The sequence below is a fragment of the Deinococcus metalli genome (assembly GCF_014201805.1).
In the GTDB taxonomy this organism is placed as follows: domain Bacteria; phylum Deinococcota; class Deinococci; order Deinococcales; family Deinococcaceae; genus Deinococcus; species Deinococcus metalli.
This window is the reverse complement of sequence record NZ_JACHFK010000006.1, coordinates 237343-258420: the sequence shown is the minus strand read 5'-3', so window position 1 is coordinate 258420 and position 21078 is coordinate 237343. Positions and strand designations below refer to the sequence as shown.

Below are 21078 nucleotides of genomic sequence, written 5' to 3'. Positions count from 1 at the left end.
GGTCTTTCCACGCAAACGCGTTATACGCTCAGGGTCATCCAGTCCTCGGCGAGGACGAGGCCGTCGCGCCGCACGGCGTCCGGCTGCCGGCCCCACACCCGGAAGCCGTGGCGTTCGTACAGGCGCCGGGCACTGCCCTGCGTGTCCATCACGGCGAGGTTCAGGGTGGCCACGCCGGGCCACGCACGGACGTGGGCGATGGCCGCGCGGACCAGCGCGTCCCCCACGCCGCGCCCACGGGCACCGGGCGCGACGGACACGCCGTACACATTCACCCGGTGCGCCATGATCGCGGCCTCCTCGCGTGCCAGCGTCAGCAGGCCCACCAGCGCGCCGTCCACGAACGCGCCGAGGGTGACCGTCCGTTCCGTCGGCTCCAGGCGCGCGGCAACGCTGTCCAGAGGCCGGGCCGCGAACTCGTCGGCGGTGGTCAGGAAGGCGAGCGGATCGCTGCGCAGGGCGGCGAGGCGCACCGCGCGGTACGCGGGCGCGTCGGCGGCCGTCAGGACGCGCACCACGGCGCCGGGTTCAGCCACGGACCGGCACGGCCAGCGTGACCGTCTCGGGGGCGGTGGGACGCTCCTGGGCCGCCACGCGGTCGCGCCAGTTCAGGACGTGCCCGTCCACCCGCACGGTCCGGGTGAGCGCGAGGTCGAGGTCGTGCACCAGCCACCCGGGTGCGTTCCATTCGCCCTGCGCCACCACGCCGTCCGCCGGCAGGCCGTTGTCGGCGGGCGCGTAGATGGCGCTCATGCCGTGCGCGTCCTCGACGGCGTAGGTCCACGCGGCGTCCGCGATCAGCGGGGCGTGCAGCGCGTAGCACTGGCCCTCCAGCGCGCGGGCCATGCTGCCCACCCGCACGCGCGTGTACCCGTGGCGCGAGCCGGTGAAAGACGGCACGACCAGCACGTCCGCCCCGGCCTCCGCGAGGGTGCGGGCCAGCTGCGGAAACTCGCTGTCGTAGCAGATGGCGACGCCGAAGGTCACGCCGCCCAGCTCGAAGACCCGCGTGCCGTGGCCGGGCGAGATGTGCCACTCCTCGTCCTCGAAGCGGGTCATCATCAGCTTGTCCTGCCACGACACCGCGCCGTCCGGGCCGATCACATGCGCGCGGTTCACGTAGCCGCCCGCCGCCGCGACCGGGTAGCTCGCCGCGACGATGCCCACGCCATGCTGCCGCGCGAGCCGGGCGTGCAGGTCGAGGAAATCCGGCAGCCACGCCTGGAGCGCGGGCCGCATCGCCAGCACGTCGTGGTGCAGCTCCGGGGGCAGCAGACTGACGAGTTCCAGCGCGCCGTACTCCGGGAACACCAGCAGCGCGGCGCCCTGGGCCGCGGCGTCGTGCACCCACGCCGTGACCTTCGCCTCGTACGCCGCCCAGTCCGGGTGGAAGTCCACCGGGTACGCTGCCACTGCCACACGGATGACCGTCATGGCGCCAGTCTAGCGGCGGCCGGGCGGCTCAGTGGACGGTCTTCCAGTCCTTCACGAAGCCGTCTATCAGCTCGTCCAGCACGTCTGCGGCCTCCAGCGCGCCGCTGCCGGCGTCCATCGCGCCGAAGATGTTGTCCTGCCACAGCGTCACGCTCTCGTAGGCGCCGTCCTTGCTCAGCCAGCCCTCCAGGAGGGCGTCGAAGGTCTTGCCGTCGGTGGTGGTCGTGAAGTCGAAGTACAGGTTCAGCTGCCCGGTGCTGCTCAGGCCCTTGGGCTGGCACGGCGCCTCGGCGGTCGCGATCTTCGCTCCGTCCAGCGCGTCGTAGATCCGCCCGATGAGCTTGCTGCGGATGGCCTCGTTCTCCTTGTCCTGCTCGTGGAACCCGGCGTTCACGCACACGGTCTTGAAGGTCTTGAGGTTGGCGGGGGTGCGGTCGGCACCGGCGGCGCCGCTCAGGGCGCACACGGTCAGGGCGGCGAGGGCACGGCGGGCGGTCAGGGAGCGGATCGTCACGTCAACCTCCACGGAAACTCGGATTGCCTTCACTGTACCCGGCACCCTTCCCGCACGCTACGGTGGGGGTATGACGGTGGACATGGCCCCGCCGACCACGGCGGGCGCGTACCGCGAACACGTGTGGACGGCGCTGCTGCGCGCCCGCGCGTGCGGCCACCCGCTGCCGCCGCACGGCCACCACCCCAACTTCACGCACGCGCGCCGGGCCGCGCAGCACCTGCTGACCCACCCGGACGTCGCGGGCCTGCGCACGCTGGTCGTGGGGCCGGACCGCGCGCTGCGCCCACTGCGCCAGCTGGCGCTCCGCGCGGGCGTGGTGCTGTACGTGCCGCACCAGCACCGGGCCGGGTGGTACTGGCGGCTGACCGACGTGGCCGGGGCGCGCCTGTCGGCCATGGCCGCGGTGGGCGAGGCCGTCCGCGAGCCCACGGGCGCCCAGGCGGCGGTGGTCGCGTGCGTGGCCGTGGACCGCGCGGGCGCGCGGCTCGGCAAGGGCTTCGGCTGGGGCACGCGGGGCCTGGGCCTGGGCGTGCCGGAGTACACGCTGGCGCACCTGCGGATGCTTGCGGCGCGGCTGCCGTGCCCGCCGGACTCGCACGTCGCCCTGATCGGCACTCCCGGCGGGGTAATTGCCGCGCGCCCGGCGCCGGACGTGTGAGCGCGGCGGAACCCCGGCGGAAGCGGGCGCGTACTCTGGAGCATGACGTCACCCCGCAGCAAGCTCCTGGTTCCCACCATCCTGACCGTCGCGGGTGTCGGTGTCGCGGCGGGCGCGGCGTACCTGGCGCGGCAACGCAAGGGGGACGTGAAGGACTTCGTGGTGTCGCGCGTGCTGGAGGCCCCGGCCGGGCGCAGCTCGTACACGGACCTCGCGCAGAGCCTGGAGCGCGCAGGGGGTCACCTCGCGGGCCGCGCCGAACGCGCCGCCGACACCCCCGCCAACCGTGACGTGCTCGCGCACATCATCACCATCGAGCGCTGGGGGCAGAGCCGGCTGCGCGTGGCGCTGCGCGAGCGGGCGTATGTCCGCGACGAGTCGGGCGCGTACCGGCCCCCGGCCGCGCTGTCCCTGGACGAGCTGCGCGCCCTGCTGTCCAGCACGCGGGCCGGCACGGTGGACCTCGCGCGACAGCTGCACCGCCACCCGCCGCAGGACGACGTGACGGTGGACCACAACAGCCTGGGGCCGCTGACGGCCAAGGCGTGGCTGCGCTACCTGACGCAGCACGCGGACCTGGAAAGCCGGCGCCTGCGCGGCGGTCAGGACACCGCGCACGTGGCGGAACACTCGCTGTCCTGAGGGCCGGGCCGCCCCCCACGATCGGGGGCATGTGCGCGCCGGTACACCGGAAACGGCGCCCGGACGCCGAAAATCCGGCGTCCGGGGCAGCAGGCGCTTAGAGTTCTGTAAGACCCCCTCCGTACGCTGAGATCAAGATGAGTGTCCTGAACAGCGTACTGACAGCGATCGTGAAGGATGGCGCGAGCGACATCCACCTGCGGACCGGGAGCGCGCCGGCCGGCCGCGTGGACGGCGAGATCAAGCGCTACGGCGAGTCCCGCCTGACCCCCGAGCACGTCGAGGCCTTCACGCGCGAGATGATGTCGCCCGCCATGTGGGAGCACTTCGTGCAGCGGCGCGAGGCGGACTTCGCGTACGGCATCCCCAGCCTGGCGCGCTTCCGCGTGAACGCGTACTACCAGCGCGGCACCATCGGCCTGATCATGCGCGTGATCGAGGAAAAACCCATTCCGTCGTTCGGGGACCTGGGCCTGCCGCGCGAGACCTTCGAGGCGCTCGCGCAGCACGAACGCGGCCTGATCCTGGTGACCGGCCCGACCGGCAGCGGCAAGACCACCACGCTGGCAAGCATCCTCGACCACATCAACGCCACGCAGCCCGTGAACATCGTGACGCTCGAAGACCCCATCGAGGTGCTGCACCGCGACCAGCTCGCCATGATCAGCCAGCGCGAACTCGGCATGGACACCCTGAGTTTCGCCAACGGCCTGCGCGCCTCCATGCGCCAGGACCCGGACGTGATCCTGATCGGCGAGATGCGCGACAAGGAGACGGTCGAGGCGGCGCTGTCGGCCGCGCAGACGGGTCACCTGGTGTTCAGCACGCTGCACACCCAGGACGCGATCCGCACCGTGAACCGCATCATCGACTTCTTCGCGCCGCACGAGCGCGACCAGATCCGCCAGGGCCTGTCGGAGAGCGTCGTGGGCATCATCAGCCAGCGCCTGCTGCCGCGCGCCGGCGGTGGCCGCGTGCTGGGCATGGAGATCCTGCTGGGCACGCCCACCGTCCGCGAGTGCATCAAGGACGCCGAACGCACCGAGGAGATCAAGCAGGCGCTGCTGGAAGGCGGCTCGCGCGGCATGCACACCTTCGACCAGCACCTCGCGGAACTCGTCTCCCATGGCAAGATGACGCCCGAGGACGCCATGGCCTCGGCCACCAGCCCGCACGAGCTGAAGATCATGATGATGCGCGCCCAGTTCGCGTAGGAGCAGCGGTACCAGGTGGACGGCAGGTGGCCAATGACCGTGGCCACCTGCCGTCCACCTTCTGCGCCCTACACTTCCCCCATGATCGTCAAGTACGGCGGGAATGCCATGAAGAGCCTGGAGCTGCGGCGCGCGGTGGCCGCGGAGATCGCCGCGCTGCGCGCCGAGCTTCCGGTGGTGGTCGTGCACGGGGGCGGCCCCGTGATCGAGCGGGAACTCGCGGCGCGCGGCGTGCAGAGCGAATTCCGCGGGGGCCTGCGCGTGACCACCCCCGAGGCGATGGACGTCGTAGAGATGGCGCTGTGCCAGCTGAACAAGCAGCTCTCGCAGGACGTGGGCCGCGCAGTCGGGCTGATGGGCCGCGACTCGGAACTGCTGCGCGCCGAGGTGCTCGATCCGGCGCTGGGCCGCGTGGGCCGCGTGACGGGCGTGAACGCGGCCCTGCTGCGGACGCTGCTGGGCGCCGGGATCACGCCGGTGCTGGGGTGTGTCGCGGTCGGGCCGGACGGGGACGCGCTGAACGTGAACGCGGACACGGCGGCCGGAGCGGTCGCAGGCGCCCTGAACGAGGGCGTGGTGTTCCTGACCGACGTGGACGGCGTGTACCGCGCGTACCCCGACCCGGCCAGCCGCGCCGCGCAGCTCACCCGCGCCGAGGTCGAGGGCGGCATCGCGGACGGCTGGATTGCGGGCGGCATGATTCCCAAGGTGCGCGCCGCGCTGGACGCCCTGGACCGGGGTGCGCCCTTCGCGGTGGTCGCCAGCGGCATGACCGCGGGCGTGCTGGCCGCCGCGGCGAGGGGCGAGGCCGGCACGCGCATCACGCCGTGACGGGCGACGCCTACTGCGTGAGCGAGTAGATCAGCGTGTCGCGCAGCCGCGTGGGGTCGTCGGCGGCCACGTCGTCGTTCACCAGGCGGGCGTCCAGCGTGTAGCCCAGCGCGCGGGGAATGCGGGCGCTGCGCGCGTTGAGCGCGTCACAGCGGATCTCGACGCGCCGGAAGCGCAGGTCGTCCAGGGCATAGGTGGTCAGGAACGCCGCGACCTCCTGGGCGTAGCCGTGCCCGGTGTGCGCCGTGGCGATCCAGTACCCGATCTCCCCTTTCGGCACGCGCCAGTCCAGCGCGTGGTAGCCGGTGGAGCCCAGGAGTTGGGTGCCGTCCTCGGTCCACACCAGCAGGCGCAGGTTCTCGCGCCGCGCGTAGGCCTCGGCCGCCTGCGCGAGGTTCTCGCGGGCGCCGTCCAGCGTCTGGGGCTCCTGCGCCCACACCATCCAGCGGCGCAGTTCCGGCAGGCTGGCGTTCACAGCCTCCACCTGCGCCCGCGCGTCCTGCGGGCGCGGAGCGCGCAGCAGCAAGCGCGGCGTGCGGAACTCGGTGGGCACGGTCGGCGGCGTCATGCGGGCGAGCATAGCCCGCGGCGTTCAGTTCAGGCGCTTGTCGCCGGGTTTCACGCCGTACACCGCGCCCCACGGCTTGTACACGCTCTTGAGCTTGTCCCGGCTGACGACCTTGCCGCCCACCTTGATCGTGCGGGTGATCACGCTGGTCATGCCCTGCATGGGCGTGTCGAGCAGGCGCCGCCGCCCGGCCGCGACGCGCGGGTCCGGGCTGTACGTGGCCTTGGCCGCGGGCTTGAACGCCGTGACGACGGGCGTGCTGATGTTCACGCTGCGGCCGGTCTTCGCGCCGAACACGTCGAAGCGCAGCGTCTGGGCGCGGGTGTCCCACGCGGCCTGGACGAACAGGGACGCGCCGGTGTCGTTCTTCATGCGCAGATTCTTGGCCGGCGCGTACACGGTCGCCTCGAAGCCCACAGGGTCGTAGTAGTGCACGCGGTGGCTGTGCTCGTGGCGCTCTACGATGGGCAACCCGGCCGTGTACAGCGCGCGGAAGATGGTGGTGCTAACCTGGCAGATGCCGCCGCCGTCCTCCTTGGAGAGGGTGCCGCCGCTGATCACGAAGCCCTTCACGAAGCCGGTGCTCGCGTCGATCTGCCCGACCTCGCGGTTGAAATCGAACTCGTGGCCGGGCGCGATGAAGAAGTTGTCGAGCTTGTCCGCGCCGACCAGGATGTTCTTCACGCGGAACGCCGGACTGCCGCGGTACGAGCTGCTGCCGGTGGCGACGTGCCACCGCACGCCGCGCTGCGCGAGCAGCGTCACGCTGCGGGCAGGCACGACGCGCCGGTACGCGACCTGCGCGCTGCCCTTGCCCGTGCGGATGGCCTTCAGGAGGTTCGCCTTGGTGCCGTCGCGGTCGAAGACCCAGCCGGTCCGGTCGGCCGCAACCCACGAGCCGCCCACGTTCCGGAACACCGCCGGCCGGGGCGTGCGGGCGTTCACGGCACGCTCGATGCGCGACAGGACGGGCGTGAGGGTCGAGCTGACCTTGCCGTGCGCCTTGCTGGCCTTCACGCCGGCCGCCGGCAGCGTCCACGACTTCGTAAAGGCGCGCACCTTCACGTCACCCTTCTGGAGCGTGTGCTCGCTGGCACTGAGGATCAGCTTGAACGGCGTCTGGGCGTGGGCAGCGCCCAGGAGGGGCACGGTCAGGAGGGCCAGCAGGGAGCGCTTCACCCGTTCAGGCTAGAAGCGCGCACCTGACGGCCCGTGAGCGCGCGTTGCGCCGCTTTTCACGCGCGCTTGGGGGAGGGTTGACGTTCCGGGTGTCCTCCACCCCACCCGCTCAGGGAATCAGCGTCTCGAGTTGCGCGAGCCGGGCGCGCAGCGTGGAGACGTCCGGCGCGACGAGGTTCACGTGCCCGAGCTTGCGCCCCGCCCGCCACGCCTTGTGGTACAGGTGCACGCGGGTGCCCTCCAGCGCGTCGATGCCGGCCCAGTCGGGTTCCAGCGCTTCCCCGTCGGGGGACACCACGCCGACCACGTTCACCATCGCGCACGGGTGCAGGGGCCGCCAGTCGGTCAGCGGCCGGCCCAGCACCGCGCGCACCTGCGCCTCGAACTGGCTGATGCCGCCGCCGTCCTGCGTGAGGTGCCCGCTGTTGTGCACGCGCGGCGCGACCTCGTTCACCAGCAGCGTACTTCCCTGGAGCTGGAAGAACTCCAGGGTCATCAGGCCCTCCAGCCCCCACGCGTCCGCCACGGCGCGGGCCTGCTCGCGGGCGGCGGCCTCCACGCCGTCTGGCACGGCCGCCGGGAACACGCTGGTGCGCAGGATGCCGCCTCTGTGCACGTTCTCCACCAGCGGCCCGAAGGCCACCTGCCCACCGGGCGTACGCGCCACCCCTAGGCTGACCTCGCGCTCGAAGGGCACCACGCCCTCCAGCACGCAGGGCACGCCGCCGAACTCGTCCCACGCCGCGCCCAGCGCGTGGTCACTGACCACGCGGCGCTGGCCCTTGCCGTCGTACCCGAGTTCGCTGGTCTTCAGGATGCCGTGGCCGCCCACCGCCCGCAGCGCGCCCTGGAGGGCGGCAGGCTCCTCGATCACCACAAAGGGTGCGGTGCGCGCTCCGGCCGCGCGCAGGGCCTCCTTCTCGCGGGCGCGGTGCTTGCTGCGTTCCAGCAGGCCCGCGCCAGGCCGCACTGGTACCCGGCCGCGCAGGCCGTCCAGGGCGGCCACCGGCACGTTCTCGAACTCCAGCGTCACGGCGTCGCACGCGGCCAGGGCGTCCAGGCCCGCCGCGTCGGTGTACGGCGCGCACAGGTGATCCGCGCACAGCCGCGCCGGGGCGAGCGGATCGGGCTCCAGCACCGTCACGCGCACGCCCAGCGGCAGGGTGGCCAGGGCCAGCATCTGCGCGAGTTGCCCGCCGCCCAGGATGCCGAGGGAGGCCGTCACTCCGCTCCCGCCGGCGGGTGGCCGTCGAAATGGGGCTCGTCCAGCACGGCCTGCGTCTGACGTGCCCGGAAGGCGTCCAGCGCCGCGCGCACCTCCGGATCGGTCGTGGCGAGGATCGCGGCGGCGAACAGCGCGGCGTTCTTCGCGCCGGCCGCGCCGATGGCGAAGGTCGCCACCGGCACCCCAGCGGGCATCTGCACGATGCTCAGCAGGCTGTCCTGGCCCGACAGCGCGCGCGACTGCACCGGCACGCCCAGCACCGGCACGCGCGTGAACGCCGCGAGCATGCCCGGCAGGTGCGCCGCGCCGCCCGCCCCGGCGATCACGCACGCAAAGCCCAGCCGCTCGGCGCGCGCTCCGTACGTGGGCAGCAGCGCGGGCGTGCGGTGCGCCGACAGCACCCGCACCTCGTACGGAATGCCGAGGTCGCGCAGCGCGTCCAGGGCGCCCTGCATGGTGTCGAAATCGCTGCGGCTGCCCATCACCACGCCCACACGGGGCGGCGGAGCACTGGCGGAGGCGTCGGTTGTCACGCGCTGCATGCTACCCGGACAGGGCCGCCGGCGTCCCGCGCTCCCCTGGACGCGCTAGCGTTGGCGCGTGACGGACCCGCCGCCGCCCTCCCCTGCTCCCGATTACGCGTGGCTGTACGCCCGCACGCGCTCCGGCCGGGCGCGTGGGCCGGCGGGCGCACGGGCGCTGCTGGACACGCTGGGCGCCCCGGACGCGGCCTTCCGCAGCGTGCGCGTGATCGGCACGAACGGCAAGGGCAGCACCTGCGCCATGCTGGAGGCCGGACTGATCGCCGGCGGCGTGCGTGCGGGGCGCTTCACCAGCCCGCACCTGCACGACTACGAGGAACGTGTCCGCGTGCAGGGCGTGAACCTGGATCCGGCGCGCACGGCGGCGTTCATCGCGTGGGCGCAGGCACATGCGCCGGACGCCGCCTTCTTCGACCTCACGCTGGCGCTGGCGTGCGTGGCCTTCGCGGAAGGCGGAGTGGACCTCGCGGTGATGGAGGCGGGTGTGGGCGGCGTCTCGGACGCCACGCAGGCGCTCAGGAACGTGGCGGCCGTGGCGATCACGAACGTGGACCTCGACCACGTGGGCGCGCTGGGCGACACCGTGGAGGCCATCGCGCGCGACAAGGCGGGCGCCGCGCTTCCCGGCGTGCCCCTGCTGACCACCGCGACCGGCCCGGCGCTGGACGTCATCCGCGACGTCGCGCTGAAAGCGGGCGCGACGCTGTTCACACCGCACACGCACCCGGAGGTGTTCGCCGTGCCCCGGCCCCCGGTGCTCGCCGGCCCACACCAGCTTCAGAACGCGGCCCTGGCCGTCGCCACGCTGCGGACGCTCGGCTGCGCGGCGGGTGTGGACGCGGCCCTGAACGCCACCCATCCGGGCCGGCTGGAACGCTTCACGGTGGAGGGCCGGACGGTGCTGGTGGACGGCGGGCACAACCCGCACGCGACCCGCGCGCTGGCCGCAGCCGTGGCCCGCGCCGACGTGCTGCTGTTCGGGAATCTGGCCCGCAAGGACACGGCCGGAGCGCTCGCGCCGCTCCTCGCCCTCGCGCCCGTGCGGGTGTACACGGCTCCAGGCGGGGCGGCCACTCCACCGGCCGAGCTGGCCGCGCACTTCGGGGGCGAGGCCGTGGACGATCCCGCTGCGGCACTGGCCCGCGCGCTGGTCCTCACGCCGCCCGGCGGCACGCTGCTCGTCGCCGGGAGTCTGTACCTGGCCGGCACGGTGCGCGCCGAACTGAGCCGCAGGTCAAGTGAGCCATAACGCCCCATCTGCACGCCCTGACATAGGGTGGAGCATGCCCACCTTGAGCTCATCCATCCGCCGCCTGCTGCGCCCGGAACCCACGCCCTCGCCCGCGTACCGGGACGCCGTGATCGGCGTGCTCGCCGGCACCGCCGGCACCCTCCTGATGGGCCAGTGGTCGACCCGCGTGGCCCCGCTGATCGCCGGCGACCAGGACACCGCAGTGAAACCCCAGCCCGACAAGGACGTGATCAGTCCGCTGGGGCAGGAGCACGTGCCCGGCGAGAGCTCCACCGCAGCGCTGGGACGGCACCTGTACCAGCTCATCTCCCACCAGATGCCGCAGAAGGGCACCCGCACCGCCCTGAGCGAGGCCGTGCACTGGGGCACCGGCGTCCTCGGCGGAGCCGCGTACGGCGCCCTCGCGGCTCGGCGTCAGGGACCACTGACCGGCGCCCTGTTCGGCGCCGGCCTGTGGCTGGTGCTCGACGAGACGATCACGCCCCTGCTCGGCCTGCAGGACGGTCCGCGCGGCATGGACGCGCGCACACACGCGAACCGCTTGGGCGCGCACCTCGCCTACGGCCTTGGCCTGGGCCTCGCCGCCGCCGCGCTGAACGCCGCCCTGCCCGACTGAACGCCCGGCAGGGCCTGCTAACGCTTGACAGCACCGCCAGGCCCTGCCATACTCCACTCCGCCCGGTTCGCCGTGGCCCAAAACCGCTCGGATCGTTAGCTCAATTGGCAGAGCAGCTGACTCTTAATCAGCGGGTTGTAGGTTCGATTCCTACACGATCCACCACACAGACCCCCCACCGCGACGTGGGGGGCTTGCGTTGTCGGCACTCACTCGGTGTGCAGGAAGTCCAGGATGGCGCGGGCGAGGCCCTGGGCGAGGCGCTCACGGTACGCGGCGGTGGCGAGTTTCTGTCCCTCGGTGGGGTGCGAGCCGTACCCGACCTCGACCAGCACGGCGGGGGTGGTGGGGTTCTTGATGACGTAGAAGGCGTCGGTGAGCACGCCGCGGTTGACCGCGCCCGTGGCGCTGACCAGGCTGGCCTGCACCCGTCGCGCGAGGTCGCGGCTGAACGACAGCTTGGCCTGCGAGAGGATGTCACCCAGGGCGCTCTGGGCGCTGTTCGCGGCCTGCCGGGTGAGTTCCTCGCCGGTGCTGCCGCCACCGTTTTCCGCGACGGCCAGGCTGCGGTTGCTGCCGCCCAGTGGCTGCCCGAAGTAATACGTCTCGATGCCCTGCGCGGCGGAGGACCCGGAGTTCACGTGGATGCTGACGTATGCGGCGACGGTGCCGGACGTCGCCAGGCGCGAACGTTCGTCGAGGTCCGTGCGCTTGACGGTGCTGAGCTGCGTGTCGGTGGTGCGGACCATGGTGACGTCCACGCCGTGGCGGAGCAGTTCGGCGCGGGTGCGCAGCGCGACGTCCAGCGTGACCTCCTTCTCCACCACCCAGCGGCTGGCCATGCCGGGGTCGATGCCGCCGTGCCCGGCGTCGAGCACCACCCGGGGACGGCGCAGCGCCGAGGTGCTGGCAGGGCGGGTGACGACGGCCTTGCGGGCAGGCGTCACCGGCACGGACGCGACGCTCGCGCCCTTGAGCACGTCGATGATGAGCCGGGCGCCCTGGCCCCCGCTGGCCGGCAGCACGCTCGCCTTGGCGTGTGCGTAGCCGCTGGCCATGGTCACCGTGACGGTGCCGCCCGACACGGCGTAGGCGGTCACGCCCGGCGCCTTCAGGGGACCCTGTTCGGTCCTCAGGCGCACGCCGAGCTTCACGGTGACGCTCTGGGCGGTGACGCTCACGTCCAGCGGCGCGGTCTTGGGCAGGTCGAACACCAGCCGGGTGTAGGTGTCGTGCGTGCCGACGCGGGGCGCGGCCTGCGCGGACTCGGGAGCCATGGCGGCGAACAGCAGGGAGGTCAGGAACAGAGGGCGCGCGGCCCGGCCGGCCAGCCCTGACAGACGGGGAAGAACAGTGCCGTTCACTGCGCGGAGTGTAGCGGCCCGGCATGACGTGCGGATGGGAGGCCATGAGACCCCGCGCGCGAGACCTACGCTCCAGCGGCCCGGACGTACCCACCTGAAGTGGGGCTGACGGACCTCCTCACGGGGCGCTGTGGCGGGGGCGCTACGGTGACGTCCATGACGCTGCTGTCCTCCATCCGCTCCGCTGTCCTCGCCGCGCTGTTCGTCGGAGCGGCGTGCGCCGTGTCCTTCGGGGGCCTGACCATCACGCCGCGCGGCCCGCAGGCCCTGAACCTCGACACCGGCCTGACTGAGCTGCCGCAGGGCGGGAAGGCCACGGACAGCCGCGGACAGCTCACGCTGGACGCCCAGCGGATGCAGTTCAAGCCCGGCGCGTACCTGATCGCCAGCGGCGTGACCCTGACCACCAGACAGGGCGGCACCCTGAAGGCGGCACAGGTGCGATACGACCTCGCGGCCAGCACCGTCACGGCCAGCGGGGACGTGACGTACACCGACGCGCGCTTGAAGGCCCTGAGTGCCGAGAAGATCACGCTGGACGTCAGGACGGGCTTCGTGGTGGCGTCGGGCGGCGTGACGGCGGACACGCCGCAACTGAGCGGCCGCGTGCTGGTGTTCGATCCGGCCACCATGCAGGCGGTGCTGGGCGGACCGTACTCCGCGCGTCAGGGCACGCTGAATGCCTCGGGCGGCGCGAACGACCGGCTGCTGATGGTGTTCGGCGGCAACCGCGTGGTCCGCTCCTCGACCGAGCCCGACGCGGACGGCCTGGCGCGCTTCCTGCCGTACCTGAAGTGACCGCCGGGCCGGCGCTCAGGCGTTGGGCTTGAGCAGGTGACCCAGGCAGTGCCCGTAGGACACGCCCTGACGCGCGTCGGTGACGAGGTCCTGCACGCTGAATTCCTGAAGCACACCCAGCATCGCGTCACGCATACGGGTGTACACGGTGGCGCGCACGTGGCAGCGGCTCTCCTCCTCACAGGGTTCGTGCCAGTTCAGGCTGATGCACGACAGCGGCGCGACCGGGCCGTCGATGGCGCGCACCACCTCGCACAGGCTGATCAGCTGGGGTTTGCGCGCCAGGGCGTAGCCGCCGCCGATGCCCTTCTTGCTCTTCACGACGCCCTTGGCGGTCAGGGCGGCCAGGATGCGCACCAGGTACGGCCGGTGCACGCCGGTGGATTCGCTGATCTCGTCACTGGATATCCAGCGGCCGGGCTCCTGGGACCCCAGGAAGCCGAGCGCCTGGAAGGCGTACACGTCCGTCGCGGAAAGCCGCATGGGCGCAGTCTAACGTGCCGGTGGGTCCGTCCCTACGCGTCCTGCCGGCGCAGGTACGCCAGGGCCACCGGGTCCACGTGCCCGCCCGGCACCCAGCGCTCCTCGAGGTTCTCGGTGCCGTACAGCGCCCACGCGGCGCGCTCGGTGGCGTCGTCCCACGGGCCGTCGGGCAGGTGAGTGGCGTAGCCCTGCCGCAGCAGCCGGGCGCGCAGCCACGCGAGTTCCGGATCGCTCAGGGGCCGGGTCTCCTGCGGGCGCCCGAACAGCAGGTCATGAACCTCCAGCAGCCGCGCGAGTTCGTGGCACGGCCGGGGGTGGTCGTCGGCGCGCAGGTTCACCCACTCGTCCGTGAGCCCGCCGTAGCCGCGCCCCGGTCCGGCGCACAGCAGCGCGGCGGACTGCCGGCCGCGCCGGTCGCCGCCGGCGTCGTCCCCGGCGCGCAGCGCGCCCAGCAGCCGCGCGGGCAGGGACAGCCCGGCCCCGGCGTGCCACGCCGCCAGCATAGCGTCCACGACCTCCGGCCCGGTCAGGATGTTGCCCTGAATGGCGACGTCCGGCAGCGCCACGCCGCCCGCCCACGCGTGGCAGCCGGGGCCGGTGAAGGTGGCGCTGCGCCCAAAGGCGTCCACGATCCCGAACTGCCGCTGCGCGATGCCCGGATCGTCGCGCTGGAACTGCGCGCTGACGTCGGGTGCCGCGTGACCGGCCGCAAGGCGCTCCAGGCCGACCGGGCCGAAGGTGGGATTCACGTAGCTCTGCGTGGCGACCGCGCCGGCCCCGGCCCGCGCCCACGGCACCAGGGCGCCCACGGCGAGGAACTTGCTGGCGACGGCCACACCGACGTCCCCGGTGTCCGGGTCGCGGGCTGCGATCGAGAAGGTCATGCGCGCAGCGTAGCGCTGCCGGCGTAGCATCGGGGCATGCTCAAGGCCTGCCTGAACGGCAACCGGGACGCGGCGCAGCACCCGGCCGTGCCGGTCACCCCCGCCGAACTGGCGCGCGAGGCGCTGGCGGCGGTGCGAGCGGGCGCCGACGCGCTGCACCTGCACCCGCGCGGCGCTGACGGCGGTGCGCGCCGCGTGCCCAGGAGTGCCGGTGGGGATCTCCAGCGGGTTCTGGATCCTGCCCGACGTGGCCGGGCACCTGGACGCCGCGCGCGCCTACGCGGCCCTGACCCCCGCAGAGCGGCCGGACTTCGTGTCCGTGAACCTGCACGAGCCGCACGCCCTGGCGCTGGCCGATGTGCTGCTGGCGGCGGACATCGGCGTCGAGGCGGGGGTGTGGAACCCGCACGCGGTCGCCACCTTCCGGGCGTGGCCGCAGGCCCAGCGGACACTGCGGGTACTGGTAGAACTCCCGGACGAACCGGTGGCCACCGCACTGCCCCTCGCAGATGACCTGTTGCGCGGCCTGGCGGGCGTGGCGCCGGCCGTGCCCCGGCTGCTGCACGGCCTGGACCGCAGCGCGTGGCCGATGCTGCGCCGCGCCGCCGCCCTGGGCCTGTCCACCCGCACCGGGCTGGAGGACACCGTGCGGCTGCCGGACGGATCGCCGGCACCGGGCAACGCGGCCCTCGTGGCAGCGGCCCGCGACGTGTTAGCCTCGGCGCGATGACGTTCGCGCACGTGGTCACGGACCGCACCCGCCGCCTCGGCACGCGTCTGTGCGTGGGCCTCGACCCGCGCACCGAGGCCTACCGCGACCCGGATCACCTGCGGGCGCACACGCTCGACGTGCTGGAGGCCACCGCGCCGTACGCCGCATGCGTCAAGCCGCAGCTCGCGTTCTACGAGGCGCTGGGCCTGGAGGGCCTGCACATCCTAGAGGAGGTCTGTGCGGCGGCCCGTACGCTGGGCCTGCCGGTGCTGCTGGACGGCAAGCGCGGCGACATCGGCAGCACCGCCCTGGCCTACGCGCAGGGCTGGTTGACCGGCCGGCACGCGGGCGCGGCGCTGACCGTCAATCCCTTCCTGGGCTTCGAGACCCTGACGCCCTTCGTGGAGACCGCGCGGGCGCAGGGTGGCGCGGTGTTCGTGCTGGTCAAGACCAGCAACCCCGGCCAGGGCGACCTGCAGGGCAGCGGCGTGAGCGAGCGCGTGGCGGTCGAGGTGGCGCGGCTGTGCGCCGAGGAGCTGGGCACCGAGGAGTTGGGCGCCGGGAAGCCGGGCACCGGGTACGCCAGCGTGGGCGCGGTGGTGGGCGCCACGCACCCGCAGGACCTGGCGCTGTACCGCGCGCTGATGCCGCGTGCCCTGCTGCTGCTGCCGGGCCTGGGCGCGCAGGGCGGCGCGGCCGGTGCGCTCACCGGAGCCTTCGCGCCGGGCGGGGTGGGTGCCCTGGCGAGCGCCAGCCGGGGCGTGCAGTACGCCAGCGGCCTGGACGTGACCGCGAGCGTGGCGGCGGCGCGCACCTTCCGGGACGACCTGAACGCCGCGCTGGGCGTCGCCGCGCCCTGATCCCGGTGCGCGCCGGAACCGGGCTCACGCGGGCAGCGCGGGGCGTTCGGGCAGCGTGAAGTGCAGGGTGGTGCCCTGGTCCGGCACCGACTCCAGCCAGATGCGCCCGCCGTGGCTCTCCACGATCTTCTGGCACACCGACAGCCCGATACCGTTGCCGGGATACGCCTGACGGCTGTGCAGCCGCTGGAACACCGTGAACACCTGCTCCAGGTACTGCGCCTCCATGCCGATGCCGTTGTCCGTGACCGTGAATTCCCAGCCCTCGGGCACCGGGTGGGCGGCGACGTGCACGCGCGGCGGCACGCCGGGCCGGCGGAACTTCAGGGCGTTGCCGATCACGTTCTGGAACAGCTGCACGAACTGCGTGGGATCGCCGGCCAGCGTGGGCAGCGGCGAGGACGTGATCTGCGCGCCGGTCTCCTGGCTCAGCGAGTCCAGGCTCGAGACCACGTCGTCCAGCAGGCCGTCGAGGTGCACCGGGCGGGGGCTGGCGGCGTGGCTCACACGGGCCATGGCGAGCACGTCCTCGATCAGGGTGAACATGCGCTGCGCGCCCTCGATCACGATGGTCAGGTAGCGCTGCCCGCGCTCGTCGAGCTGCGCGCCGTGGCGGCCCTGGAGCAGCTGCGCGAAGGAACTCACGGTCCGCAGCGGCTCCTTGAGGTCGTGCGACGCGACGTACGCGAACTGCTCCAGTTCACGGTTGCTGCGTTCCAGCGCGGCCGTGCGCTCCTGCACACGGCGTTCCAGCGTCAGGCGGTGCTGCCGCTCGGCCTGCGCGAGCGTCACGCGGTCAAGCGTCTGGGCGCACAGTTCCGCGAAGGTCAGGAGCAGCGTGCGGTCGTCGGGCGTCGACAGCGGCATGTCCAGTACGCCCAGCACGCCCAGCACGCGGCTGCCCTGGGTGATCGGCACGGCGGTCCACCCGGGGGCGCCGTCGGGCGGCGTGACCACGTGGCCCGCGCGCGCCGCGTGGGCCAGGGCGTGCGGGTCGTCCAGCGCCAGGGCGGCCGGCGGGGCGGGCAGGTCCGGCGCCGGGCCGGCCACGGCCGTGACGCGCAGCCGGGGCACGTCGTCGTCGAAGACGTACAGGACCAGCGCGGCGCTGCGGGCGCCGAGCACGTGCTGCGCCTGGTCCACGATCAGCTGCTCGGAGTCCTCCAGCAGCAGCACGGTGTTCAGGGCCAGCGACGCGCCGTACAGCTGCCGCAGGCGGGCGGTCGCCTGACGGTCGCGTTCCTGGGCGTGCATCCGCAGCGTGACGTCGCCCAGGTACACCGACAGGCCGCCCGGCGCCGGGTACACGCGCACGCCCAGCCAGCGGTCGGTGTGCGGGTCGTGGAGTTCCTCGGACACGGTCGTCTGCGCGTCGTCAGCAGCGCTCAGCGCCGTGGGCAGCGCGGTGCCGGCCAGCCACGGCAGGGCGTCCAGCAGCGGCCGGTGCAGCGCGCTGGCGGCCGTCACGCCCAGCAGTTCGCACGCCGCGGCGTTCAGGTAGGTCACGTGCTGCGCCGCGTCCAGCGACAGAAAACCGTCCGTGATGCTCTCCAGGATGGTGCGCGACCGCTGCTGCTCGCGGCGCAGGTCGCGTTCCAGCGCGCGGCGTTCGATGGCGTTGGCCGCAGCCCGCCACAGGTCGTCGGACTTCAGCGTGCCCTTCACGAGGTAGTCCTGCGCGCCGGCCTGCATGGCGTTCACGGCGACCCGCTCGTCGCCCAGGCCGGTCAGCATGATCACCGGGCAGTCCGGCCGGGCCTGCGCGAGAAACTCCACCCCGGTCATGTCCGGCAGCTGGTAGTCGAGCAGCAGCAGGTCCGGCGGCGCGTGACGCAGCTGCTCGATGGCGTCCTCGCCAAGTTCGGCGGTGTGCAGCTCGACCGGCTGGTCCGGCCAGCGGCGCAGGAAGCGCGAGAAGGTGTCGGCGTCCTCGGGGCTGTCGTCCACGATCAGGATACGCAGCGGGGCCGCGCCGGCGCCGGTGGGGTGCACCGTCATTGCTGTCCCGGCCGGAGGGGCACCGGCAGCTGCGCGGTGTCGAGCCAGAACTCGCACATCACGCGGATCTGGTGCGTGAACTGCGCGAAGTCCACCGGCTTGACCAGGTATCCGTTCGCGCCGGCGTCGTAGCACGCGCGCACGTCGTCGTCGCTGGAGGACGTGGACATCACCAGCACCGGCAGCACGTGCAGCACGGGATCGCGCTTGAGGTGGGCGAGCACCTCGCGGCCGTCGGTGCCCGGCAGGTTCAGGTCGAGCAGGATCAGGCCGGGGCACGGCTCGCCGTCCAAGTGCAGGCGCTGCATCGCCTGGTCACCGTCGGTGCAGCGCTCCAGGCGCACGTCGCGGCCCAGGCGCCGCAGGGCCCACAGCACCGCCTCGAAGTCCTCGTCGCTGTCCTCGATCACCAGCAGGAAGCGTTCGTCCATGTCAGGCCTCCAGGGTGAACAGGAAGGTGCTGCCCTGTCCAGTCCCGCTCTCCACCCACACCAGCCCGCCGTGCCGCTCGGCGATCTTGCGCACGATGGTCAGGCCCGCGCCGGCGCCGCCGCCGTACTGGTCGCGGCCGTGCAGGCGCTTGAAGATGCGGAAGATCGTCTCGAAGTGCTGCTCGCGGATGCCGATGCCGTCGTCGCGGACGTACAGGATGTGCGCGTCGGGGCGGACCTCCGGCGGCACGCGGTGCGCGGCGTGTTCGGCGGGGTCCAGCACGCCCACCTCGATGTGGGGCTCGGCCTGGGTGGTGTACTTCAGGGCGTTGGAGATCAGGTTCTGGTAGATCTCCGTGACGCGCATGCGGTCAATACGCAGGGTGGGCAGGTCGTGCACGGTGACGGTGGCGCCGCTGTCGCGCAGCCGCGACGCGAGGACGTCCAGCGCGTCCGCGACCGGGACCGCCAGCGGCGTGGGCTGGACGTGCAGCTCCACGCGGCCCACCCGGGAGTACAGCAGCAGCGAGTCGAGCAGGGCGTCCATGCGCTGCGTGAGCCGCACCAGCGTGCGGAGCTTGGCGGCGCCGTCCTCGTCGATCTGGTGCTCGTAGGTCTCGAGCAGGAACACCGAGTAGTTGTGCAGGCCGCGCAGGGGTTCTTTCAGGTCGTGGCTGGCGATGTACGCGAAGGCGTCCAGCTCGGCGTTCGAGCGCTGCAGCTCGACGTTCAGCTCACGCGTCTCCTCGGCGCGGCGCAGCGCGACCGCGCTGATGGCGCGCCGCAGCGCGCGCGCCGCCTGCAGTTCGGCCGGCTGCCACGGCGCGGCGTGCCCGCGCACCGTCTCCTGCCACGCCGCGAAGGACTGGCGCGGACTGAGGCGGCCGGTCCCGCTGGCGTCCACCTGCACGGGCTTGTTCGGATCGCCGCCCCACGTGACGGCCCGCAGAAGTTCCGGGCGGAACCACAGCACGTAGTCCTGCCGGGACTGGGTGAGCGGCACCGCCAGCATGCCGCTCGCGGTGTCGGCGTAGACGCGCGCGGCGGGGAACTCGCGGCCCAGCGCGTCGGTGTGCACCACCTGCGCCTCGGGCTGGGTGGCCAGCCACGCGCACAGCTCCGCGACCTGCGCGCGCGTGGGGGTCAGGCCCAGCAGCAGCGTCTCGCCCCCGTAGTGGATGGCGGCGCCTGGCGCGTTGATGAAGCTCAGCAGCGTGCCGTCCTCGGCGCCCAGGGCCTCCAGCGGATCGGGCTGCCGCACCAGCCGGTCGACCAGGTCGGACTCCGCGGCGCGCAGGCGCAGCTCGTAGGCCTGCTCGTCGCGTTCCTGGCGGGCGCTGAGCTGCACGCTGGCGACCTGTCCCAGGAACTCGCACGCGCCGCGCACGTCGTAGGGCAGCACCCGTGGGCTGTCGTGGTGGCACGCGATCAGGCCCCACAGCTCCTGACCGCGCACGATCGAGATGCTCATCGACGCGCCCACGCCCATGTTCTTCAGGTACTCGATGTGGATCGGGGACACGGCCCGCAGGCCCGCGTAACTCAGGTCGAGCGGCTGGGGGTGCTCGGGCAGCGCCGAGAGCGGCGACGGCACTGCGTGCACGTCGCTGATGATGCGGATCATGTTCAGCACATACAGCGCCCGCGCCTGCTGCGGGATATCCGACGCCGGGTACCGCAGGCCCAGGAACGCCTCCATGCCCGGGGCGAGCTGCTCGGCGATCACGCTGCCGGTGCCGTCCGGCGCGAACTGGTAGACCATCACGCGGTCGAAGCCGGTCAGGTGCCGCACCTCGCGGGCCAGCACGGCGGCGAAGTCGCCCACGCTGCGCGTGGCGTTGAGCGCCCCCAGCGCCCCGCGGATCAGCGCGGCGGGCTCCACCTGCGGCCGCCCGGCGCTCGGCTCGAATTCCAGGATCTGCAGCCCGTCGTGGGCATGCGCGATCACGTCGAAGGGGCCGTGGCCGTGCACGGCGGCGCTCAGCAGGAACAGCGGGTTGTGCTCCACCGCCTCGCGCGCCAGGGCGGTCTCCACCGCGTGCCGGGTCTCGGGGTCGAACACGGCGCCCAGGTCGCGGCCGAGCAGGTCCGCGACCCCGAGGCCGAAGTGCGGCGCCACCGAGTCGCTGGCGACCACGATGCGGCCCGCGCGCAGCGCGATCAGGGCGCCGTGAGGCTGCACCGTGCCGGGAATGTGGATGGGTTCCTGGTCGCAGGTGGTGAGGTCGGGCGCGCCCGCCCCGAGGTGCAGGGTGGACAGCGGTCCGCCGGGCGGGCCGCTCACGCGCTCACCCGCGCCGGGGCGGCCAGCGTCTCGAACAGCAGGAAGGTGGCGGAGGCCCCCGCCACGACGCCGTCACGGAACGCGGCCGGACTGGCCTCGGTCCGGGCGGTCAGCGCCGCGCCGAAGGCCTTCCAGCGGGCGCCGACGTGCTCGCCGTAGCTGCCGAAGAAGCGCAGGCCGCGCTCCGGCGTTCCCAGCCGCTCGGCGAGGTGACGGCGCAGGAGCTGTCCGCCCAGGGTGGCGCCCTCCAGCACGTACAGCGCGCCCCACGCGTGGGCCTCGTCGGTCATGGCGGGTACGGTGCGCGGCGGGCCGGGTACGGCGCCCAGGTCGCGCAGGTCCGCGCTCAGCGCCGGCACCTTCACGGCGGCGCGCGCCGGCCAGTCCAGCGCCGTGTGCGCGGCGAGGGTGCGGCCGAGCTGCGCACACAGGGGGGTATACAGGGCATGCAGGCCGCGCAGGACGTCCACGTACCGCTCGGGCGTCAGGTGAGGATCGAGGAGGTCGAGTGCGGCCTCGGCACGGGCGTGCAGCGCGCGCGTCTCCGCCTTGAGCTGGGGGAGGATCACGCTTCCTGTTGTACCGC

At 73.1% G+C, this 21078-nt stretch carries 23 protein-coding genes and 1 tRNA gene; 10 read left to right on the top strand and 14 right to left on the bottom strand.

Annotated elements, in window-relative coordinates:
- Positions 1-20 precede the first annotated feature (20 nt).
- The 3 genes from HNQ07_RS13595 to HNQ07_RS13585 are packed head-to-tail and all read right to left on the bottom strand — an operon-like array spanning position 21 to position 1948.
- A complete protein-coding gene (locus HNQ07_RS13595; RefSeq protein WP_184112638.1) occupies positions 21-536 on the bottom strand; it encodes a GNAT family N-acetyltransferase in 516 nt (171 codons plus the stop codon).
- Complete coding sequence (locus HNQ07_RS13590) at positions 529-1434, bottom strand: carbon-nitrogen hydrolase family protein (protein ID WP_184112637.1); 906 nt, start codon at positions 1432-1434, stop codon at positions 529-531. Before HNQ07_RS13590 ends, HNQ07_RS13595 begins: the two co-directional genes overlap by 8 nt.
- A 28-nt stretch (positions 1435-1462) precedes the next feature.
- A complete protein-coding gene (locus tag HNQ07_RS13585; protein ID WP_184112636.1) occupies positions 1463-1948 on the bottom strand; it encodes a hypothetical protein in 486 nt (161 codons plus the stop codon).
- A 70-nt stretch (positions 1949-2018) separates the two neighbouring features.
- Here HNQ07_RS13585 and HNQ07_RS13580 point away from each other — a divergent pair, with 70 nt between their 5' ends.
- The 4 genes from HNQ07_RS13580 (at position 2019) to argB (ending at position 5296) form a co-directional block, all read left to right on the top strand.
- Complete coding sequence (locus HNQ07_RS13580) at positions 2019-2609, top strand: 5-formyltetrahydrofolate cyclo-ligase (protein ID WP_229831970.1); 591 nt, start codon at positions 2019-2021, stop codon at positions 2607-2609.
- Between the two features lie 42 nt (positions 2610-2651).
- On the top strand, positions 2652-3251 hold the full coding sequence (locus HNQ07_RS13575) for a DinB family protein (RefSeq protein ID WP_184112635.1): 600 nt from the start codon (positions 2652-2654) through the stop codon (positions 3249-3251).
- A 137-nt stretch (positions 3252-3388) separates the two neighbouring features.
- On the top strand, positions 3389-4465 hold the full coding sequence (locus HNQ07_RS13570) for a PilT/PilU family type 4a pilus ATPase (protein ID WP_184112634.1): 1077 nt from the start codon (positions 3389-3391) through the stop codon (positions 4463-4465).
- Between the two features lie 81 nt (positions 4466-4546).
- Positions 4547-5296, top strand: a complete 750-nt coding sequence (gene argB / locus HNQ07_RS13565; RefSeq protein WP_184112633.1) for an acetylglutamate kinase — start codon at positions 4547-4549, stop codon at positions 5294-5296.
- Positions 5297-5306: 10 nt separating this feature from the next.
- On the opposite strand, the gene HNQ07_RS13560 is transcribed toward argB, so the two are convergent.
- The 4 genes from HNQ07_RS13560 to purE all read right to left on the bottom strand — a co-directional run bounded on the left by HNQ07_RS13560 (position 5307) and on the right by purE (position 8762).
- Complete coding sequence (locus HNQ07_RS13560) at positions 5307-5864, bottom strand: GNAT family N-acetyltransferase (RefSeq protein WP_184112631.1); 558 nt, start codon at positions 5862-5864, stop codon at positions 5307-5309.
- 24 nt (positions 5865-5888) lie between these two features.
- Positions 5889-7043 carry a VanW family protein gene (locus tag HNQ07_RS13555; protein WP_184112630.1) on the bottom strand — a complete coding sequence of 385 codons (1155 nt, stop codon included), beginning with the start codon at positions 7041-7043 and terminating at the stop codon, positions 5889-5891.
- Between the two features lie 109 nt (positions 7044-7152).
- Positions 7153-8268, bottom strand: a complete 1116-nt coding sequence (purK, locus tag HNQ07_RS13550; protein ID WP_184112628.1) for a 5-(carboxyamino)imidazole ribonucleotide synthase — start codon at positions 8266-8268, stop codon at positions 7153-7155.
- Positions 8265-8762, bottom strand: a complete 498-nt coding sequence (purE, locus tag HNQ07_RS13545; RefSeq protein WP_268245899.1) for a 5-(carboxyamino)imidazole ribonucleotide mutase — start codon at positions 8760-8762, stop codon at positions 8265-8267. Before purE ends, purK begins: the two co-directional genes overlap by 4 nt.
- Before the next feature lie 106 nt (positions 8763-8868).
- Here purE and HNQ07_RS13540 point away from each other — a divergent pair, with 106 nt between their 5' ends.
- The 3 genes from HNQ07_RS13540 (at position 8869) to HNQ07_RS13530 (ending at position 10843) form a co-directional block, all read left to right on the top strand.
- Positions 8869-10059 carry a glutamate ligase domain-containing protein gene (locus HNQ07_RS13540; protein WP_184112626.1) on the top strand — a complete coding sequence of 397 codons (1191 nt, stop codon included), beginning with the start codon at positions 8869-8871 and terminating at the stop codon, positions 10057-10059.
- A 34-nt stretch (positions 10060-10093) separates the two neighbouring features.
- Positions 10094-10678, top strand: coding sequence for a hypothetical protein (locus HNQ07_RS13535; RefSeq protein WP_184112623.1), 585 nt, complete (start codon positions 10094-10096; stop codon positions 10676-10678).
- A gap of 89 nt (positions 10679-10767) precedes the next feature.
- A tRNA-Lys gene (locus tag HNQ07_RS13530) sits at positions 10768-10843 on the top strand.
- 44 nt (positions 10844-10887) lie between these two features.
- On the opposite strand, the gene HNQ07_RS13525 is transcribed toward HNQ07_RS13530, so the two are convergent.
- Entirely contained in the window at positions 10888-12042 is a 1155-nt protein-coding gene (locus HNQ07_RS13525; protein WP_308430873.1) for an N-acetylmuramoyl-L-alanine amidase family protein, read from the bottom strand.
- Positions 12043-12198: 156 nt separating this feature from the next.
- Here HNQ07_RS13525 and HNQ07_RS13520 point away from each other — a divergent pair, with 156 nt between their 5' ends.
- Positions 12199-12840 carry a hypothetical protein gene (locus HNQ07_RS13520; RefSeq protein ID WP_184112621.1) on the top strand — a complete coding sequence of 214 codons (642 nt, stop codon included), beginning with the start codon at positions 12199-12201 and terminating at the stop codon, positions 12838-12840.
- A gap of 15 nt (positions 12841-12855) precedes the next feature.
- Here the strand turns inward: HNQ07_RS13520 and HNQ07_RS13515 are convergent, their stop codons facing one another.
- Together HNQ07_RS13515 and HNQ07_RS13510 are read right to left on the bottom strand one after the other, a co-directional pair.
- Entirely contained in the window at positions 12856-13323 is a 468-nt protein-coding gene (locus HNQ07_RS13515; RefSeq protein ID WP_184112619.1) for an Rrf2 family transcriptional regulator, read from the bottom strand.
- Between the two features lie 32 nt (positions 13324-13355).
- Positions 13356-14207 (bottom strand): DUF1028 domain-containing protein, encoded by an 852-nt coding sequence (locus tag HNQ07_RS13510; RefSeq protein WP_184112617.1) that lies wholly within the window; start codon positions 14205-14207, stop codon positions 13356-13358.
- 211 nt (positions 14208-14418) lie between these two features.
- Between HNQ07_RS13510 and HNQ07_RS13505 the strand changes: the two genes are divergently transcribed.
- Positions 14419-14937 (top strand): 3-keto-5-aminohexanoate cleavage protein, encoded by a 519-nt coding sequence (locus HNQ07_RS13505; RefSeq protein ID WP_229831971.1) that lies wholly within the window; start codon positions 14419-14421, stop codon positions 14935-14937.
- Complete coding sequence (pyrF, locus tag HNQ07_RS13500; RefSeq protein ID WP_184112615.1) at positions 14934-15779, top strand: orotidine-5'-phosphate decarboxylase; 846 nt, start codon at positions 14934-14936, stop codon at positions 15777-15779. Before HNQ07_RS13505 ends, pyrF begins: the two co-directional genes overlap by 4 nt.
- Positions 15780-15803: 24 nt before the next feature.
- On the opposite strand, the gene HNQ07_RS13495 is transcribed toward pyrF, so the two are convergent.
- Genes HNQ07_RS13495 through HNQ07_RS13480 form a run of 4 tightly spaced genes read right to left on the bottom strand, consistent with a single transcriptional unit; the run spans position 15804 to position 21061 of the window.
- Positions 15804-17777, bottom strand: a complete 1974-nt coding sequence (locus tag HNQ07_RS13495; protein WP_184112613.1) for an ATP-binding protein — start codon at positions 17775-17777, stop codon at positions 15804-15806.
- The gene (locus HNQ07_RS13490) at positions 17774-18208 is read right to left on the bottom strand and encodes a response regulator (protein WP_184112611.1); all 435 of its coding nucleotides are present in this window, start codon (positions 18206-18208) and stop codon (positions 17774-17776) included. The genes HNQ07_RS13495 and HNQ07_RS13490 overlap by 4 nt, the downstream gene beginning before the upstream one ends.
- Before the next feature lies 1 nt (position 18209).
- Complete coding sequence (locus tag HNQ07_RS13485) at positions 18210-20492, bottom strand: ATP-binding protein (protein WP_184112609.1); 2283 nt, start codon at positions 20490-20492, stop codon at positions 18210-18212.
- Positions 20489-21061, bottom strand: coding sequence for a biliverdin-producing heme oxygenase (locus HNQ07_RS13480; RefSeq protein WP_184112601.1), 573 nt, complete (start codon positions 21059-21061; stop codon positions 20489-20491). Before HNQ07_RS13480 ends, HNQ07_RS13485 begins: the two co-directional genes overlap by 4 nt.
- Positions 21062-21078: the final 17 nt, after the last annotated feature.